Source organism: Sphaerisporangium viridialbum, assembly GCF_049674955.1.
In the GTDB taxonomy this organism is placed as follows: domain Bacteria; phylum Actinomycetota; class Actinomycetes; order Streptosporangiales; family Streptosporangiaceae; genus Sphaerisporangium; species Sphaerisporangium viridialbum.
In genome coordinates this window covers 737,268-755,350 of record NZ_CP187232.1, presented here as the reverse complement: position 1 = coordinate 755,350, position 18,083 = coordinate 737,268, and the positions used below count along the sequence as shown (strand labels likewise).

The 18,083-nt window shown below is 66.9% G+C and carries 17 protein-coding genes; 9 read left to right on the top strand and 8 right to left on the bottom strand.

The annotated features are described in order from the left end of the window. Positions 1 to 32: 32 nt before the first annotated feature. Positions 33 to 614 carry a MarR family winged helix-turn-helix transcriptional regulator gene (locus ACOZ38_RS03510; protein WP_424528768.1) on the bottom strand — a complete coding sequence of 194 codons (582 nt, stop codon included), beginning with the start codon at positions 612 to 614 and terminating at the stop codon, positions 33 to 35. Between the two features lie 57 nt (positions 615 to 671). On the opposite strand from ACOZ38_RS03510, the gene ACOZ38_RS03505 reads away from it, so the two are divergent. Further along, positions 672 to 2,417, top strand: a complete 1,746-nt coding sequence (locus ACOZ38_RS03505) for an LLM class flavin-dependent oxidoreductase (RefSeq protein WP_424528767.1) — start codon at positions 672 to 674, stop codon at positions 2,415 to 2,417. Positions 2,418 to 2,511: 94 nt separating this feature from the next. Here the strand turns inward: ACOZ38_RS03505 and ACOZ38_RS03500 are convergent, their stop codons facing one another. Both ACOZ38_RS03500 and ACOZ38_RS03495 read right to left on the bottom strand, forming a co-directional pair. After that, positions 2,512 to 2,976 (bottom strand): ATP-binding protein, encoded by a 465-nt coding sequence (locus tag ACOZ38_RS03500; RefSeq protein WP_424528766.1) that lies wholly within the window; start codon positions 2,974 to 2,976, stop codon positions 2,512 to 2,514. Positions 2,977 to 3,106: 130 nt separating this feature from the next. Further along, complete coding sequence (locus ACOZ38_RS03495; RefSeq protein WP_424528765.1) at positions 3,107 to 3,445, bottom strand: hypothetical protein; 339 nt, start codon at positions 3,443 to 3,445, stop codon at positions 3,107 to 3,109. Positions 3,446 to 3,625: 180 nt separating this feature from the next. Between ACOZ38_RS03495 and ACOZ38_RS03490 the strand changes: the two genes are divergently transcribed. Together ACOZ38_RS03490 and ACOZ38_RS03485 are read left to right on the top strand one after the other, a co-directional pair. Further along, entirely contained in the window at positions 3,626 to 4,498 is an 873-nt protein-coding gene (locus tag ACOZ38_RS03490) for a hypothetical protein (RefSeq protein ID WP_424528764.1), read from the top strand. 11 nt (positions 4,499 to 4,509) lie between these two features. Next, entirely contained in the window at positions 4,510 to 4,950 is a 441-nt protein-coding gene (locus tag ACOZ38_RS03485; protein ID WP_424528763.1) for a hypothetical protein, read from the top strand. 183 nt (positions 4,951 to 5,133) lie between these two features. Here the strand turns inward: ACOZ38_RS03485 and ACOZ38_RS03480 are convergent, their stop codons facing one another. Beyond that, the gene (locus ACOZ38_RS03480; RefSeq protein ID WP_424528762.1) at positions 5,134 to 6,675 is read right to left on the bottom strand and encodes a hypothetical protein; all 1,542 of its coding nucleotides are present in this window, start codon (positions 6,673 to 6,675) and stop codon (positions 5,134 to 5,136) included. A 1-nt stretch (position 6,676) separates the two neighbouring features. Beyond that, the gene (locus ACOZ38_RS03475) at positions 6,677 to 6,997 is read right to left on the bottom strand and encodes a hypothetical protein (protein WP_424528761.1); all 321 of its coding nucleotides are present in this window, start codon (positions 6,995 to 6,997) and stop codon (positions 6,677 to 6,679) included. Between the two features lie 879 nt (positions 6,998 to 7,876). Between ACOZ38_RS03475 and ACOZ38_RS03470 the strand changes: the two genes are divergently transcribed. Together ACOZ38_RS03470 and ACOZ38_RS03465 are read left to right on the top strand one after the other, a co-directional pair. After that, positions 7,877 to 9,775 carry an alpha/beta hydrolase gene (locus ACOZ38_RS03470; protein ID WP_424528760.1) on the top strand — a complete coding sequence of 633 codons (1,899 nt, stop codon included), beginning with the start codon at positions 7,877 to 7,879 and terminating at the stop codon, positions 9,773 to 9,775. A gap of 72 nt (positions 9,776 to 9,847) precedes the next feature. Beyond that, positions 9,848 to 10,276, top strand: a complete 429-nt coding sequence (locus tag ACOZ38_RS03465) for a hypothetical protein (RefSeq protein ID WP_424528759.1) — start codon at positions 9,848 to 9,850, stop codon at positions 10,274 to 10,276. 652 nt (positions 10,277 to 10,928) lie between these two features. On the opposite strand, the gene ACOZ38_RS03460 is transcribed toward ACOZ38_RS03465, so the two are convergent. After that, the gene (locus ACOZ38_RS03460) at positions 10,929 to 11,072 is read right to left on the bottom strand and encodes a hypothetical protein (RefSeq protein ID WP_424528758.1); all 144 of its coding nucleotides are present in this window, start codon (positions 11,070 to 11,072) and stop codon (positions 10,929 to 10,931) included. 176 nt (positions 11,073 to 11,248) lie between these two features. On the opposite strand from ACOZ38_RS03460, the gene ACOZ38_RS03455 reads away from it, so the two are divergent. Further along, complete coding sequence (locus ACOZ38_RS03455) at positions 11,249 to 12,163, top strand: hypothetical protein (protein WP_424528757.1); 915 nt, start codon at positions 11,249 to 11,251, stop codon at positions 12,161 to 12,163. Positions 12,164 to 12,167: 4 nt separating this feature from the next. Here the strand turns inward: ACOZ38_RS03455 and ACOZ38_RS03450 are convergent, their stop codons facing one another. Then, positions 12,168 to 13,982 (bottom strand): protein kinase domain-containing protein, encoded by a 1,815-nt coding sequence (locus ACOZ38_RS03450; protein ID WP_424528756.1) that lies wholly within the window; start codon positions 13,980 to 13,982, stop codon positions 12,168 to 12,170. Positions 13,983 to 14,207: 225 nt separating this feature from the next. Next, positions 14,208 to 15,080: a helix-turn-helix transcriptional regulator gene (locus ACOZ38_RS03445; RefSeq protein WP_424528755.1), complete on the bottom strand. Its 873-nt coding sequence runs from the start codon at positions 15,078 to 15,080 to the stop codon at positions 14,208 to 14,210. Between the two features lie 133 nt (positions 15,081 to 15,213). Between ACOZ38_RS03445 and ACOZ38_RS03440 the strand changes: the two genes are divergently transcribed. The 3 genes from ACOZ38_RS03440 to ACOZ38_RS03430 all read left to right on the top strand — a co-directional run bounded on the left by ACOZ38_RS03440 (position 15,214) and on the right by ACOZ38_RS03430 (position 17,968). Beyond that, positions 15,214 to 16,254 carry an aldo/keto reductase gene (locus ACOZ38_RS03440; protein WP_424528754.1) on the top strand — a complete coding sequence of 347 codons (1,041 nt, stop codon included), beginning with the start codon at positions 15,214 to 15,216 and terminating at the stop codon, positions 16,252 to 16,254. 259 nt (positions 16,255 to 16,513) lie between these two features. Beyond that, the gene (locus ACOZ38_RS03435) at positions 16,514 to 17,260 is read left to right on the top strand and encodes a DUF429 domain-containing protein (protein WP_424528753.1); all 747 of its coding nucleotides are present in this window, start codon (positions 16,514 to 16,516) and stop codon (positions 17,258 to 17,260) included. A 108-nt stretch (positions 17,261 to 17,368) separates the two neighbouring features. Further along, entirely contained in the window at positions 17,369 to 17,968 is a 600-nt protein-coding gene (locus tag ACOZ38_RS03430; RefSeq protein ID WP_424528752.1) for a cysteine hydrolase, read from the top strand. Positions 17,969 to 18,083: the final 115 nt, after the last annotated feature.

Sequence of the window (18,083 nt, the reverse complement as noted above, 5' to 3'; positions counted from 1 at the left end):
TCTCATTCATCGAGCGCATCCGGCGCGGCTGGTCAATTCCGGGCGGCGCGGCGGGGGCGCGGCGGGGTGTGTGCAGCCGGGACCTCCGGCGCGATGTCGGTGACGATCTGGCAGGTGTCAGCGACCGGGTCCAGGGTTTGGGCGCGGACGGCCAGGCGTTGCAGGAGCTCCCGGAACATCGCGCGATCAGCCGGGTCCAGTGGGGCCAGGATGTGTTCCTCGGTGTGGTCGAGGCTGACCTGGGTCGCCTGCCAGGTCGTACGGCCGCGCTCGGTGGCGACGATGCGCTTGTTGCGGCGATCGGCGGGGTCGGGGCGGCGCTGGACTAGGCCCGCGTTCTCGAGATCGTCGACGAGGTAGGTCATGACGGTCTTGTCGATGCCGAGCCGCTGGGCAAGGGCGCCCTGGCCGCCGGGCAGCTCCTGAGCGGCGGCGGCGAGCACCTGGTAGCCCCGCGGGCCGCCCGGCAGGTCTCGGAAGAGCGCGTTGGCGGACTTGACGTACGCCCGGAAGACCACCCCGAGGGTCCAGCCCAGGTCGGTGTCGAGGGCGTCCGGCGGCTCGGGTGCAGCCGCTGGCGTCGGCGCACGCTCAGCGGACGGGGTCTCGGACATGACGCCAGCATAGCCGATCAGTGCGTAAATAGACCTTCTGTTTGACTATCGTTCTGTTTGACATACTATCTGCTCTGCATCGAAACCACTTTGATCGAGACCGCGGGACGTGACATGGCCGATTACGGGCATGAGCTGCTGTTCGGAACGTTCATCACCCCACAGGCGGACCAGGCGGATCGGGTCGTCGCCCTCGCCCAGCTCACCGAGCAGGTGGGCCTGGACCTGGTCACCATCCAGGACCATCCCTACCAGGCCCGGTTCCTGGACACCTGGACACTGCTGTCGGTCATCGCCGCCGGCACCTCGACCGTGCGCGTCTCACCGAACGTGGCCAACCTGCCGTTGCGGCCACCGGCCGTACTCGCCCGCAGCGTCGCCACACTCGACATCCTCAGCGGTGGAAGGGTCGAACTCGGCCTCGGCGCGGGAGCGTTCTGGGACGCCATCGCCGCGATGGGCGGACGCCGGCTCTCCCCGGCAGAGGGCGTCGACGCCCTGGAGGAGGCCATCCAGATCATCCGGGCAATCTGGTCGACCGACGGCAGGGCGGTCCGGGTGGACGGCAAGCACTACCGCGTGTGGGGCGCCCACCCCGGCCCCGCACCCGCGCACGATGTTGGCATCTGGGTGGGTTCGTATAAGAAGCGGATGCTGGGGCTCACCGGACGGCTCGCCGACGGATGGCTGCCCAGCAGCTCGTACGCCGGGCCCGACGCGCTGCCCGCGATGAACGCGGCGATCGACGAGGCCGCGCTGGAGGCGGGGCGTCAGCCGGCCGATGTGCGGAGGCTGTACAACATCAGCGGCTCGTTCGCCGACCGCGGCACCGGCTTCCTCAACGGGCCGGCGCACATGTGGGCCGAGCAGCTCGCCGAGCTCACGCTGACGCAGGGCATGAGCGGCTACATCGTGATGGGCGACGACCCGGACGTGATCCGCCGCTTCGCGGCGGAGGTCGCCCCGGCCGTACAGGAACTGGTGGCGGCCGAGCGTGCAGGGCGGACGAACCCGCAACCGGGCGACACCAATGACGATCAGCATCATGCCTCGCGGGGCGACACTCATGACGACCGAGAGCACGCCGCATCGGGCGACGCGCAGGGTGATCGGGACCACGGCGCTCGTAGTGATCGGGAACCTGCCCCACCGACCACCGCCCCGCCGACCTCGGGCACGCCCGTCCGGCCCGTCGTCCGCACGTCGGCGTTGGCCGCCGTGCCGACACCCGACGACGGCACCCGGCTCAGCGACGTGCAGGTCTGGGACGAGACGACCCGCCCGACCGGCCCGGCGCCCGATCCGAACCGTCGCTACACCGCACACGAACAGGCCGCGGGCGGGCACCTCATCGAGGTACACGACCACCTCCGGCAGGAACTGCAGAACGTACGCGGGCTCGTCGAGCAGGTCGCGGCCGGAACGATGGATCCGGGCACCGCGCGATCACAGATCAACGAGATGACCATGCGGCAGAACAACTGGACGCTCGGCGTCTACTGCCAGTCGTACTGCCGGGTGGTCACCACCCACCACACCCTTGAGGACATCAGCGTCTTCCCGCACCTACGCCACGCCATGCCCGAGCTGACGCCGGTCGTCGACCGCCTTGAGCAGGAACATCACGCGATCCACGAGGTTCTCGAAGGCGTCGACCGAGCGCTGGTCGCCCTGGTGACCGAGCCGGACGGGCTGAAGTCCCTCCGGGCCGCGGTGGACCTGCTCACCGACTCGCTGCTGTCCCACCTGTCGTACGAGGAGCGCGAGCTGGTCGAACCACTCGCCCGGCTCGGCTTCTCTTAGCGGCGCCACCGCACCGAGCGAGTCCACGCGGCCCTCGTCGCCGCCCTCCTCGTTGGCGAAGTAGATGCGGCCGGCGTAGCCCTTGGAACGGTGTTCATGGTGCGCCAGGCGGACGGGTGATCCGTGGCGGCACCGTGGAGGAGGTCGTGCCAGGTTCCTCCACCTCGGGGGGTGCGGACAGGACGAACCAGAGGACGCACTGGGGTCGCTCCTCGGTGAACCCCCACCGGGAGGACAGCGCCCGGATCAGCCGGATCCCGCGTCCGGAAGACGCGAGGTCGCCGTCGGGGTTCGGGGGCATGCTCGGCACGGTCTCCGCGCCCTCGTCGGCGACATCGATTCGCAAGTCGTCGCTCTCCTCGATCACCACCGTGACGCCGATCACCGAGGAATCGGTGTGCACGAGGGCGTTGGTGGCCGCCTCCGACAGCAGCAACGCCGCGTCGTCACAGCAGGGATGGCCGTCGAGGATCTTGCTCAGCCAGCGCCGGGCCTCGCCAACAGATGCCTCGGTGGCGGGGAATGCGGCGGTCTCCGTTCGCCGGATACGGGTGCTCATCGGGTCGGCGTCCTTCGTATGGGGGAAGTCGAGGTCATGGCATACGGCCCAACGGAACTGCTGGCCAGGGCGTCACTCGGTATCGGCATCCAGTCCGGGCGATGCCCGGCGGGCGACCGCTGCGGGTGGGTCACGTGGCCGACGCGACTGCGGTGCGCGGCGAGTGGGCGATCAGGGTGTCCTGCTCGGCTTGGCGCATCTGCTCTTTGAGCTCCTGCGCGGTGAAGGCCTCCACGATCAGCGGCTCCGGGGTGGCGAACAGCGCCAGGGCGTAGAAGCGGCGGCTCCACGGTCCGTAAAGGATCGTCCAGGCCGGTTCGAGCCGGTCGAGCAGTACGGCGGTGGCGCGGGCGCGCGGATCGGGGTGACCAGGCTCGACCCGTACATAGGGTCTCCCGATGGTGTGGCGGCCGGTCCGCTTGGCGCTACGGCGCCCGAACAGGCGCCACCCGCGTTTAAGCTGCGTCACGGGTCAGGATCACCTTCCTGATCAAGGGACCCGTACGGCGCTGCTTTCGCCTGCGGGTTCCCACCATTTGTGGGGTGCTACGGGCTGTAGCAGTGCCATCATGGACAGTGATCGAAGGTGGTGAAAGGGCAAAGGCGTGGTCGGGAGTGGCCGCGCCTGACCACGATCACGAGGGGTGGCATGGCCGCAGACTCGATCGACCCGCACGCCTCCGCATGGCACCTTTTCGGCGCGGTCATGCGCCGCTGCAGGGAGAGCGAACCCAAGATCGCCCTACGGCGCGCGGCGGCCGACCTCTACATCGACTATTCCAACCTGGCCAAATGGGAGCGCGGCGAGCGCACGCCGCCGGCTGAGATGGTTTCTCGCCTGGACGAGGTGTACGGCGGATGCGGAATTCTGACCGCCTTGTACGGCACATTGATGCGCTTCAACGCTGCTGCCGAGTCAGATCGACTGCGCGCGGGTATGTGTTTGGAAAACCCCGCATATCGCAATGGAGATGACGATATGGAACGCCGGGCCGCCCTCCAGTTCCTCGCCGGACTCGGCACCCTCGGCACGCTCGGCAACCTTGGTATCTCCGGGGAGCCTCTCCGCCAGCTTCTCGATCTGTCCCTAGGCCAGGCCCACCGCGCCCTCGAAGAGTGGGAGCTGGCCTGCACCGACCACCTGCACGCCCTGCGCACCCGACCCCCCGCGCAGGTCGCCACCGACCTACTGGTCGACTTGCTCGCGGTACGGCGCCAGCTCGACACCGCCACCCCCGCCGACGCGATCGAACTACAACGGATCATGGCGGCGCTCTCTTCCGTCCACGCCAACGCGCTGACCCGCCTGGCTGATCACGGAGCCGCCATCCGCTGGTGGCGTACGGCACGCCAGGCCGCCGACGCCTCCGGTGACCTGGCACTGCGGCTGATGGTCCGGGGAGAGGAGGCGGGGCATGGCCTGTACGGCCAGCGCGACCCGGCGACCATCCTGCGCCTGGTAAACGGCGCCCAGCAGCTCGCTGGGGAGCCCACCGTCGACCTGCTGACCACCACAAGGTGAAAGCCCTGTCAATGCTCGGCAGGCACGACGAGGCCCTCAAGACGCTGAACACTCTTCGCAAGACTGCGGACAAGGGCGTCACCGGGGATCGGTACGGCTTCTGGAGCCCATCGCAGATCCATTTCGCCGAAAGCTGGGTCTACGCCGCTACGGGCTATGAGGCGGCGGCCGACACCGCCCGGGAGAACGTACTGAAGATCACCCGGGACTACCAATACCGCGTCAACGTCCGGCTCCACGGGGCACTGTGCACAGTCGTTCAAGGCGGCGTCGATGAAGGACTGCGCCAAGCGGCGACGGCGATCGACGCGCTCACACCCGCCTTCCGCAGCGGGCACATCATCGAAACCGGCCGCATGGTGCTCCGCGCCGTACCCCGCGACCAGCAGGACCGACCCTCCGCCGCCGAATTGGGCAAGGTGCTGGCCCTCGAACCAGCCAAAAGCGCCTGACCATCGGGGAATGCGCCAGTCCAATCGATATGCGCTCACGCAGGGGCGGCAGGCGCTTCTAGCACGTCCCCTGCCGCAGCCCTCGCGCCTATTCGCCGCCTTTACGGAGCACCTCTTCGTCCCTTTGAGCGAGCGCATGCAGCCTGAAGGGGCCCGCCGCCATCGCTCGGGCGTACTCATGATTCAGGTCAGCCGCGTGCTGGCCGCGATCCGACGCCGGATGGCGGCAAGCGCACGATCTGATTTGGAGAAGTCGATCCGCGATCCCCTTCCGTCCTCGGTGGTGACCTTCGTCGTTACGGTGAAGCGATCACCGGGCACCACGAGAGTAAACCGTTCCGCCACGGTATTCTTCTCCTGGGCATCGACGAAGGCATAAGTAGGCTCAGCATCCTCGGTTTTCTGCGCCCCCGGTGGGAGGTCCAGCCGAACGGTTCTTACGTTCACCGAGACGATATCCTGATAACGATATTCGCTCGTCTGTTCCTCGGGTTCACGTGCACCCGTGATGGAGTCCAAGGTAGTCCGGTATGCCCCCAATTTCTGATCTGCCATGCACACCACGAATACGGTGTAGCGGGAGGCGATGTAACCCTCTCCTACCCGGGGGTGTCGCACCAATTTGGTCTTCGGTGGATTAGCAGGGCCCACGATGACGAGCGGGTCAGTGATGCGTCCGGTGCTGTGCAGTTCCTCCATCACGATACCCAACCGAGCGAGCGCCCGATCGACAATGATCGCCACGTCGTGCTTGAACCAGCGAGTTATCTGCTTCTCTAAGGGAAGGTTCTCCTCGTAGACACGCAACTGCTCTTGGTAGTCCTGGACGGCGCGCTGGAACAGTCGCCTCTGCCATCGGTTGACGAACAGTGCTTTGCACGTCAGCCAGCCCCCGATAGAAGCCACGGCGACTCCCGTGACGCCGATATACGGAGCGGGCGACAACAGCGACCACCACGGATTCCCATACGACGCCAGAATAGCGATGGAGATCCAGATGATGATGCCGCCGCCAGCCAGGGGAAGAATGCCGAAGACCGGATTGAGACGTGGTTTCCGCATTGGCTTCGCCGGCACCGGAGTGAACAATGTGCGCATCCGATGCTCACGCTCGCCCCGCTCCTCCTCGCTGAGCCGGGTCAGCACCGAAGTCGGTGAGGTACCGCCGGGGGTGACCCGTTCGTCGAGTACTTTCCAAGTCGGCGATTCGCGTACCGAGATTGCCGACACGATCCGCTGCGCCCACTCTAGGTCCAAGTCTGCACTCGCCTGCAGCACCTCATCAGAGGAGTCCGCTTCGCGAAGAAACGCATGGTCGAGGTCTTCGTTGTAGATGGCCATGAGGACGGTAGCCGCTGCTGATCCGGGATCGAGATCGCGGGCCCGCGACAGGAGTGTGTGGATTTCGTCCTGGATGCGGTCTGGATGGGCACGGGGCCGTCTACCTTGCAGCCTGGCCAGAGCGTGCTCCACTCGCACTTCGGCCATCTTCTCCATTGGGGAGTAAGATTCGCGCTTCAGATATTCCGCATAATGCTGGCATGCCTGTTCCCATCGTCGTTCTGCCAGCGCTCGGCGGGCCGCCTCCAGATGCTCCGCTGGTTGCAGGTCCCCGACGTAGTAATTCTCGATGTTCTGCTGATTGGCGACCGGAGCGTGATTGTTGACGTGCATCTCGCTTCGGTCAGGGCCAGCGGAGGCCTTGTCATTGACGAGCTCCGTCATCTCACCCCCCGATGACCGCCGATATCGCGGTTATCGCACCGGCTACCTTGGCGACGTCGTCAGCGGAAGCTCCACCCACCACCAGCAGGTGCCGTAGCCGCTGAAGAGCGGCTTTCAGTCGTCCGGTGGGCTGCCCATCTGCTTCGTTCAGGTACGCCTCAACTTCCGCGACGACCTCGGGTCCCTCGCTTCCCGGGATGGCTCCAGCTGCCATCAATGCTCTGAGTTGCGCGACTCCGGCTTGAAGATCGGCTCGGGGAAGGGCGACGCTGCGGTCGATGTTGGTCTGGTTGGTTACTGATCCAAAGTTGTTGACTTGCACGTGTCCCTCGCTCGGCTCCATGACCGCCGTCTGTGGCGTCTGTGGCGTCTGTGGTAAGGGGTACTTGCCTCCTCTCGTAATTCGTTCACGAGAGCAGGAATGTTGCAAGGGCCTTCTAGCTGGAGCTGGGTCGGACCCGTACAGTTTAAGAGAATGCCGCTCGCACTGCACAGCGGATGGAAGATAAGACGCGGCGGTTGGCCATGCACAAATCCTCGATATGGCCATGGTCGACCACCGATCGCGCCTGCGGGCCGATGCACCCCTTGACCGTGGAGAAAAGCCATGCTTGAGGTCGCTCTCCGATCAGGCCGTGGTGATCCGGCCTGATAAAGAGACTCGTACGGTGCTGCTGTCGCTTACGGATCCCGCCCTTTGAGAGGTGCTACGGTCGGTAGTCGAACCATCACGTAAGGTGACCAAAGGTGATACAAGCGCAACGGCGGTCAGGAGTGGCCGCGCCTGACGACGATCACCAGCGGTGTCATGGCTGTTGACTGGATCAACCCGCACACCTCCGTTTGGCATCTGTTCGGCGCGGTCATGCTCCACTGCCAGGAGGGCAAGTCCAAGATCGACCTGCGCCACTTGTTTGACCCTTGCACGGCCCAAGCACCCGCTGACCTGCACCGACATACCCCTTATCAGCAAGGGCGACGAGGCCAGTCGATGTGCCGCCACGCACAGGCAGACGTCACGTTCCGGGACGTCCGTCCGCCCTTGCTTCCGCTCCCCTTCCCTGAATTCCATTACGTGACCGTCCGGAAATGCGGACGTTCAGGTTGAGTTTTCGCATGTCTCGTTCGATCTACTGCTTCTGATGGGGTAGTTGCAGAATGTCTGATCTGCATGGAATTCTGACACCTTGTGGCTACGGGTGTGACGACGGAATTGGAGGCCGCCTTATCGCGGGTGATTCGGCTGGCCGATGAGCATGCCCGGGTACTGGACTCCCCCATGCGGTGCTTGGCCGCCTGCGCCTGGGTGGGCGGGGGTGCCCCCGCCTTTTCCAAGGCGCTGGCCGAGCAGCGTACGACCGTACAGCGGGGCTTCGATCAGGCGGCCGAGGAGATCGCGGCCCGGATCCGGCAGCTCGGCGGGCAGGCGCCGCAGGTGCCGCCGTTCTCCACGTCGGTGAGCGTGGCCTCGGCCCCGCCAACCGGGTTCTCCGGAATGGACGTCGCCGCGATGGAACGTCTGGTGGCCGATCTCCAGCGGGCCGGGCAACAGCTTCCCGAGGCGGGGCAGCGGCTATCGGGCGAACTTTCGGCGTTGTGCCTGCCCGCGTCCTCTGGCAAGCAGGTCGGCGGCGCCGGGGAATGGGCACAGGAGCAGGTGGGGGATCTGCGTCGGCGGCTGTCGGTGATCCAGCAGGAACACGACTCGGGCATGGCCACCAAGGCGATGGCGGGGTTCGGTCTGTTCGGGGATTTCGCGCCCGACCCGGGCGGCGTGAGCAAGCTAACAGCGGCGGCCGAGGGCGGGGATGCGGCGGCGCTCAAGGCGCTGGTGGCACTGCAGAACACCGGCAAAGACACGACGCTGGCGAGCCGGCTGAACGTATGGTGGCAGCAGTTGGGCACCACGGCCCAGCAGCGGCTGGCGGCCCAATCCCCGCAGTTGATCGGCAGCTTGAACGGCCTTCCGGCCCCGGTACGGGATCAGGCCAACCGGAGATATATGGCGGACCAGAAGGTCACGATCGGTGCGGAGCTGAATCGATTACGCGCGCAGTCTTCCAAGGAAGCCGTCGAGGCGATCAAGGAAATGGAGCTGAAGTTGCGCCAGATCGCCTCTGTCGAGCAAGGTCTCGCCCTCGGCGGGCAGAATGGTCGCGACCCTGCGCTCTTGCTGCAACTGGAGTTGGGCGGCCTGGGCAAGACGGCGATCTCGTTCGGCGATCCAGACAAGGCCGACAATATCGTCGCGTACGTGCCCGGTACGGGTACCAAATTGGATGGCTTCGGGGGCAGCGACGCCAGGCGCGCCGCCGTGATGTGGGACCAGGCGCATTCCTTCGCCAAGTCGAGCACGAAGGTCGCCTCGATCGCCTGGTTGGGTTACGCGGCTCCGCAGTGGGGGTCGGCGGGCGCAGCGCATACCCCTGCCACCCTCGACGACGCTGCAGCGGGGGCTCCGGCGCTGGCCGGCTTCGCCGACGGCCTGCATGCCGCTCACCAGGCGGCCTCTGACGCGCGGTTCACTGTTCTCGGGCACAGCTATGGGTCCACGGTGACCGGCGTGGCCGCTCAGTTGCGCCCCAAATCCTTCGCCGACCAGGTGATCTTCGTGGGTAGTCCCGGTGTCGTAGCGATGCACGCGAAGGACCTGGGGGTGAAATCGGTATGGGTAGGAGAGGCCCCTGACGACCCGGTGGGCGATATCGGTTCTCTCGGTCCTCTGAGCGGAGTGCGCCCTGACGTGCCGGGCATCCTGTCCGCCATCGCGTCAGGGGTCGTGACAGGCGTAGGGCCGTTCGGTGCCGACCCCAGCCGCAGCGAGTTCGGCGCAAACCGGTTCTATGTGCAACGCACCGGGGACTCGCGTTACGCCTTCACTGCCCATTCCAGCTATTGGGAGCAGGTGGAGCGCAGGTCAGCGTCCCTCAAGAATATAGGGCACCTGATCGACGGCCAGTACGACAAGCTCATTCCGTTTCCCGAACCGCCTCCAAAGCCGACACCGCCGCCCCCGACCTCACCGCCCTGCCCGGCACCGCAGCCGCCGGAGAAGTCGTCGCCCCATCCAGTGCCTTCACCCACACCGGCTGGAGGATAGATGCCACGCGTTTGCTTTTTGATCATGATTTTTGCAGCTCTCGCTACAGGGTGTGGGACCTCAGGAGGTGACGTGGACAAGCCGACCATAACTCAAGCTCAAGCGCTCGCCCGAGTGGAACAACTCATCAAAGAGACAGCCGACATGATCAAGCCGGGTCCTCGTCTGGAGCTCGATCGCACGAGCCTTGAACTTGCCAAATGTCATAGTCCCACTGATGGTGGGTCCGAGGATCGCGTCATCGTCGACCGGGGCTATTACCTCCGCGACATTCCGAAGGATCAGATCGGCCAGGTAGCCAAGCAGATCAGGGAGTACTGGCAACAGCAGGGGCACATCATTGAGGGATTCTCCAAGGACGGCACTACTATCGCAGCGCACTCCAGGCCCGACGATTTCCTTCTCTCACTCGACGGGACAGGCGATGATGTGCTGTTGCTGGGAGCCTCGTCGCCATGCGTTTGGCCGAACGGCACACCCGAGCCTTCCTCGGGTGTCTGATATTGCAGTTAAGAGAACAGGCGAGCCGTATTTCCTTGCGGAGTCAGAAGAGTGTGTCGGATGGTTGGAAGAGGGCGCCGTCGACCGATTCGGCCGTCCCATCCTCTGGTGGGCGGCGGCGCCATGGCAGATCTGGACTCGCTTGCCTTTGGCGGGATTCCTACCTGAGCGCAGGCCGGCCTGCTTCTCCCAGTAGTAACGGTAGAAGTTCAGCCCGAGGAGCTTGTCGAGCACATCCAGACACGCCTCCGGACCGATCGTCCACCGCGCCCCTTGGGCGTGGTCGTGGGAGCCATGATTGAGGTCGATCTCCGCTAGGCAGGCAGCGGCGAACTCGCCTTCTTGGCCTCATACTCCCTGATGGCAGGCTCGCGTTCCTCGTCAAGCGTCAAGCGCTCCGCCTGCGTCGAATTCTGCCTGAGAGCGGAAACGAACCGGCGACATGATCTAGAAGACCAAACGGAGGCACGACACGACCCACCCACCGACCGCTCCTCACAGTCCCGGATCCCCACCTTGACTCGCCCGAGCCCGCACCCTGGACCGGCTCACAGCCCGGCCGTGGTCCGGCCAAGAAGGCTACGAACCACGCGTCACCGGCTCAACGGCAAGGTCACCGCGAACCCCGTGAATCATCCACGCCCGACCAGACTCACCGCGCAGAGCCGACCGCGAACGCGCGCTTCAGGTACTCCCACACCTCGGCGCTGAGTAGGCCGCGCGTCGCGTTGTCGGGTCCCTTGGTGTCGATCTTCGCGTACATCGCCGACAGGACGGCCGCGTCCCCGCCCACCATCTGGTCGATGGTCTCGGTGGCCGGCGTACGTCGCCCGCCATGTAGAGCCGGTGCCCGGCAGCCGAGCGCTCGGCGGGCCGTAATGTGACCCGCATCTCTCAGAATGCGGCGTTGTGCCGAGAAACGAGAAAGTGGTCGGCAACCGACTTGTAAGTGGTCTCTAAAGAATGGCGGACATGACGAACTTCTCCGCATTGCGCCTGCTCGCACCGGTCCGGCACGGTGCCGTCGCCTTCGCGCTTGTCACGGTCGCCGGATGTGGCCTCGCCGGTGGTGGGGCCAGTGGCGGTGACGTCGCTCCTCCTGCGCAGGTGACCAGCAGCGTGACCCCTGAGGCCAGCGCTGGGCCTGTCAGCACTCCCGTCCAGAGCCAAAGCACGGCCGTTCAGAGCGAAAGCACGCCCAGCCAGACCGAGACCGGCGAGAACGTCCAGGCCGCGGCGGCCGTCGAACCGGGTGGCGTCCTGGTCGACGGCAGCACGGCCTCGTCCGAGCTGACCCGTGCGGGACAGAAGGATAAGTTCACCCTGGACCTGGGCGACGCCAGGGAGTTCTACGTCACCGACATGCAAGGCGACGGTATCCAGTTACAGGTCTTCTCCGACATCGATGGCCAGCCGCTGGGCCCCTCCAGCGTCAGCCTCACCTTCGGCACCTCGATATTCAAACTGACCAAGGCGGGAAGCCACCGGCTGGAGGTCTGGGGCGATACGAACGTCGTGGGGCCGTACAGCTTCCGGATCGCGACCGTGAAGGTCCGCACCTTCCCGGCGGCGATCGGCCTGAAGATCGGTGAGGGCGCCCCCGCTGGGGCGGGGCGGTTGGACCCGCCTGGGCGGATCGACCGCTTCGAGTTCGACTCGGACGGCGCCACCGCCATCAAGGTCATCGGGGGCACGTGCACCGACATCGAAGTGGAACTCTTCGACGCCGCCCAGAAGAGCGTCGCCAACGCCCGGCAGCCTTACCCGCTGTGCGGCAACGAGTTCGACCTAGCCCTATCGGGCGGAAACGGGCGCTACGCGCTGGTCGTCAGATCGCCTGCGGCGAAGACCGGGACGTATTCGTTCCAGATCGCGCGCGCTGGCTGAACGGTCAGGAGCGGCGCAGGCTCCCGCGATATTCCAGCGAGCTTGCGCCCTCCTGCCCCACGTACTCCAAGGTCTCGGGATCCTTCAGCGTGAGGGTCACGTCTCCGCCAGCGCACAGATCCCGCTGCTCCACCCTCAGCTGGAGCACGGAGCCGCTCGTGATCCTGGTCAGCGTGGCCTCCTGCCGGCAATCACCGCGCGCCCACATCGCGGTGGGCTGTCCTTCCGTCAAGATGATCGTCAGGCTCGCCCGGTCCTTGCGGCCGTCCTGCGATTCGACCTGTCCCGCCCAGGTTCCCGCGAAGCCCGCGGGGATTCCGCCGGCCCGGGCGGGAGGCGGAGTCGACATCGGTCCAGACGTCGGTCCAGACGTCGGTCCAGACGTCGGTCCAGACGTCGGTCCAGACGTCGGTCCAGACGTCGGTTCCCGGCCGGCGGTCGTATCAGATGCCGCCTGACTGGGCACCTGCGACCCTCCTGATGTCGCCGCCGGAGCCGAGGACGATCCGGACGCCGGTCCCCGGCCAAGGGTCGTACCAGATGCCGCCTGACCGGGAGCCTGCCCTCCCTCGGTCGAGTGGCCGAGCGTCCCCGTCGCGTACAGCACGCCGACCGTGGCGACCGCCACCAGGGCCGCGGCCGCGACGGCGATCACCGGCATGGCGGGGCGCCTCACCCTCCGAGTGCCCTCCTCACGGTACGGTGTCGCCGGATATGCCGCATCACGTCCTGAGGACACCGTGTCACGTACCGTGGTACCGGCGCCGCCGGTGGCCCCCCCTGCGGGGTAGGGCGCCGTGAGCCCAAGCGTGGGCGCGGGGGCCGCGCCACGTGCGGGTTCAGGCGGCGGACCGGACGGGTAGAGCGGCGAGGGCTGCGTTCTGGTGGGGTCGGCCGGGAGCAACTTGGTCGTGCCAGATCCTGGTGCGACCGAGACCTGACCGGCCGGGCTGCGGCCGGGCCAGTCAGGAGGGACGTACGCGCTGGGGACCGGGCCGACCTCAGGGACTGAGACGGTCGAGGCTCCGGGGTCGACCAAGCGGACCAGAAGCGACCGGGCGGAAGGGCGTACTTGGGGATCCTTGGACAGGCAGGTGGCCAGGGTCGCGAACAGGCTCTCGGGAACGCCGGAGAGGTCGGGGTCCTGGCTGAGGATGCGGTTGAAGACCGCGGCGACCGTGTCGCTGCCGAACGGTGCCCGCCCGGTCGCCGCGTAGACGATGGTCGCGGCCCAAGCGAACACATCGGCCGCGGCAGACGCGTACACTCCCTTGAGCTGCTCGGGCGCCATGTACGGCGGGGTGCCTGACAGCGCCGAAGGCGCCGTATTGGCGTCGAGCGGCCGGGCGATGCCGAAATCGACCACCCGCGGCCCGTCCGGACCGAGCAGCACGTTGGCCGGCTTGAAGTCCCGATGAACGACCCCGGCGCCATGAATGGCCGCGAGGGCGGAAGCCGTGCCGACTGCCAGCCGCTCAAGGTCGCCGTCCCGCAGGGGACCGCCGGCACGCACCCGCTCCTGCAGCGACGGGCCCGCGACGAACTCGCTCACCACATAGGGGTCCGCCCGGTCGAGCTCGGCTGCCAGCACTCGGGCTGTGCAGAAGGGAGCCACCCGGCGAGCGGACTCCAGCTCCCTGGCCAGCCGGCGGCGGGTATCGGGATCCGTGCCGCCCTTGAGGACCTTGATGGCCACACGGTCGCCGGACGCGCTCAGTCCCTCGTAGACGATCCCCTGCCCGCCCTCGCCCAGGCGCCCCACGACCTGGAACACTCCCAACGCGCGGGGGTCTCCCGGCTCCAGTGGGCCAGCGGCCATGAGCTCCTCCATGCACATTGGCGCGAGCTCCAAGCGTAGCGACGCGAAGCCCGGGCCACTACGGTCCTTCGTCGCGACGTGAGGTCGAGGAGCTCGCGAGAACGCCCGTTGGCGAGCACCTCTGTATATCCATGATCGACCTCATGGCCCGCCGCCTCACCGGCGAATCCACCCCAACCTGGCGAGGCGCCTGAACCCGAACTCACGGAATCTAACGCCCTCTCATCAGAAGACGCTCGCGCCGACCCGTTCCGCCAGTGCTCGCAGGCCCTTCTCCGTCGCCGATCCTTTCGGGGCCGTGTACGTGCACAGGTGCTGGCCCGGATCGGTCGGCAACACGAACGCCTCGTACGTCAGCACCAACTCGCCCACTTCCGGGTTGAGGATGCGCTTCGTGCCGCGGCTTCGTTCCCGCACCGCCTGCGCGTCCCAGTAGTGCCGGAACTCCTCGCTCGCCTCCCGCAGATCACAGACGACACGCCGCACCCGGGATTCGTCCTCGCGGCGCCCCATCTGCGCGCGGACGCTGGCCACGGTCGCTTCCGCCTCCCGCTCCCATTCGGGATGCAGCGCCTTGGCCTCGGGATGCAGGAAGATCAGCCGGGCGGAGTTCAGCTCCGCCTCCGGGAGAGCTTCGAAGTCGAACGAGACCCGGCCGGCGATCCGGTTCCAGGCCAGCATGTCCATGCCCGGGCCGTAGACGATGGCGGGGACCGTGTCCTCCATCGCGTCCAGCAGTTCCTGGATCTGCGGCCGCACTCGCGGCCGGGGGCCTCTGCCCGCATCGCAGACGTCGGCGTCGGCACCGGGCCGCCGCCGAGCCTGCGTGATGTTGCGCAGGTACGTGTGCTCGTCGGGTGTCAGCCGCAACGCCCGCGCGATCGCGTCGACCACCGCGTCGGAGACGGCGTGCGCGCGGCCCTGCTCGATGCGGGTGTAGTAGTCGACGCTCACCCCGGCAAGCTGGGCGACCTCCTCGCGGCGCAGGCCGCGTACCCGACGCCGGGTGAGCCCGTTCGGCAGGCCCAGCGCGGCGGCGTCCAGCGCCGCCCGCCGCGCCTTCAGGAATGGCGTGATCTCGTCCACGGCAAGGCCCATGCCCGCCATTATGCGTCGGCGGGCGGTTCAGGGGGTTCTGCCAGACCCAGGTTAGGCCGGGCCTGGTACCGGACCCGCGCGGAGCGGAGGCTGGGTCCGTATCCACGAAATGATCCGCAGGAGGCAGCACCTCATGAAGCGCAGGATCCTCGGCGGCACCGGCATCTCGGTCAGCCAGTACGCGCTCGGCGCGATGATGTTCGGCGCCATCGCCAACAAGGACGACGACGAGTGCGTACGTATCATCCACCGCGCCCTCGACGCCGGCATCAACTTCGTCGACACCGCCGACATCTATTCGCAGGGCGAGTCGGAGGAGATCGTCGGCAAGGCGCTCAAGGGCCGCCGTGACGACGTCGTCCTGGCGACCAAGGCCCATGGTTCGATGGGCCCGGACGCCAACCACAGCGGGAACTCCCGGCGCTGGCTCGTCCGCGAGGTCGAGAACAGCCTGCGCCGCCTCGGCACCGACCACATCGACCTGTACCAGATCCACCGCCCCGACCCGGCCACAGACATCGACGAGACCCTCTCCGCCCTCACCGACCTGGTACGGGCCGGCAAGGTCCGGGCCGTGGGCAGCTCCACCTTCCCGGCGGAGCAGATCGTCGAGGCGCAGTGGGTCTCCGAGCGGCGCGGCCACGTCCGCTTCCGCACCGAGCAGCCGCCGTACTCGATCCTGGCGCGCGGTGTGGAGGCGGCGGTGCTTCCCACCACGCAGAAGTACGGGATGGGCGTGCTGACCTGGGGCCCGCTGTCGGCGGGCTGGCTGTCCGGCCGCTACACGCAGGCGGCCGACATCGACCTGACGGGCACCGGTCGCGCGGCCTTCGAGCGGCACAAGTTCGACCCGTCGCTGCCCGAGAACGCGCGCAAGCTCCAGGCCGTCGGCGAGCTGACGAAGCTCGCGGCGGAGGCCGGCCTGTCGCTGCCGCACCTGGCCGTCGGATTCGTCCTGGCCCACCCGGCCATCACCTCGGTGATCATCGGGCCACGCACCATGGACCAACTCGACGACCTGCTGGCCGGCGCGGACACGGTACTGAGTGAGGACGTACTGGACCGCATCGACGAGATCGTCCCCCCGGGCACCGACCTCAACCGAGCGGACAGCTACTACGTGCCGCCGGCCCTGGCGGACAAGACACTGCGCCGGCGGGCCGGGAGCAGATAACGCGGGCAGGTAGCCCTCGGCTGCGATTCGGGGAGGCGGGGGCAGATCAAGGGCCCCGCATCACGACGAATGCCAATGTCAGCGATCGTCATGGCCTTCGACGACTCACCATGGCCGTCCGGACCGGCAGTCGGTCCGGACGGCCATGGTGACAATGCAACCGGCGTTTCCCCCTGATCAGGGCTATACGCCCCCGCGGTCCGTATAACAACCGGCGGCTGATCAACCTCGTCCTATCGTGCCGTCGTACCGTGAGGAGATGCGCACAGTTGGAGTCGATCTGGCAGCGGAGGCCGCCAGGACGGCGGTAGCGTGGCTCGACTGGTCCGCGGATGGTGCCCGTGTGAGCGAGATCCAGATTCGGGCGGATGATGACCTGATCGTTGAGGCGGTCATGGGTGCGGACAAGGCCGGTATCGACTGTCCCTTCGGCTGGCCGGATAAATTCGTTGACTTCGTCACGGCACACCGCACTGGGCACGTCGACGTGCCCAGCGACATTGCGGGACGGGGCTGGCGCAGGGATCTCGCGCTCCGGGTCACCGACCAAGTGGTCTACGACATGACCGGCCTCACGCCCCTAAGCGTCTCGGCCGATCGCATCGGTCATACCGCCATGCGCTGCGCGGGCCTACTGGCCGCACTTGCACGGCGAGGCCGGCCCGTTGATCGCCGTGGCACCGGCGTCGTTGTGGAGGTCTATCCCTCAGCGTCGCTCAAACTGTGGAAACTGCCCTACCGCAGCTACAAACGTTCTTCGAATCTGGACGGACTCGGACATCTGGTCGATGAGCTGCGGGCAGCGGCACCGTGGCTCGACCTCGGTGCATACGAGCAGATTTGCCGAGTCTCCGACGACGCTGCGGACGCCGTTATCGCCGCGCTCACCGCCCGTGCGTCGTTCCAGGGCCTGGTAACCGTCCCTGCTCGAGAGCATGCCGACTGCGCGCGCACCGAAGGTTGGATCGCACTTCCGACCACACCGCTGAGCGAACTCCACCCGTGAAACGCAACAGGGGCATGACATGACGTTTTCCCGCCAACCCGCGCGTTTCTCCCATATGGCCGGAAATTTCGGCATGGCATAGGGAAGAAGTACGGCACGATCGTGACTATGACCTACGATCCGCGGACTGCCGCCGTTCTCGCTCTGCACTGGCAGGTGAACGTCATCAAACCCGAGGGATTTTTCGGCGCGATGCTGGGCGAGCCGGTCGCGCGCAGCGGTGTCGTGGAGCGTGCCGTGCGGTTCCACCAATCCATGCGCGCCGCAGGAGTGCCGGTGGTCTTCACCCGGTTCACTGTGCCTGTGGGAGAGGGTGGTCTGGTTCGCAACACGGGCTTCATGAAGGCGGTCGGCGATGCGCAGGAGGCCTTCCGCCCGAATGCTCCGGGGGCGCAGTTGATCCCGGAAATGCTGGCGGAGGCGGACCAGGTCGTCGATAACCAGAAGCTGTCCGGCCTGGCCGGGAACCACCTCCCCGAGTGGCTGGCCGAGCACGGGATCGACACGCTATTGGTCACCGGAGTCGCCACCAACCTCACAGTCGAGCAGACTGCCAGGCACGGCACCGACCTCGGCTTCACCGTCCACACGGTCAGCGATTGCGTCACGGCCGCGGCCGACGAGGTTCACCACATGTCACTGGCCAACCTGGATCTGGCGACGGCCGGCTGCCTGACGTCGGAGCACATCCTCACCCTGTTCTCTTGAGCCCTGCCCGCTGCTGGCCTTCAGGTAGCCGGCCGATCGCTCAGAACAGCCAGTCGAGCAGGCCGCTGCCCTGGGGCTTCGTAGGGCTCGGAGCCGGTTGGGGCCCGCGAACCGC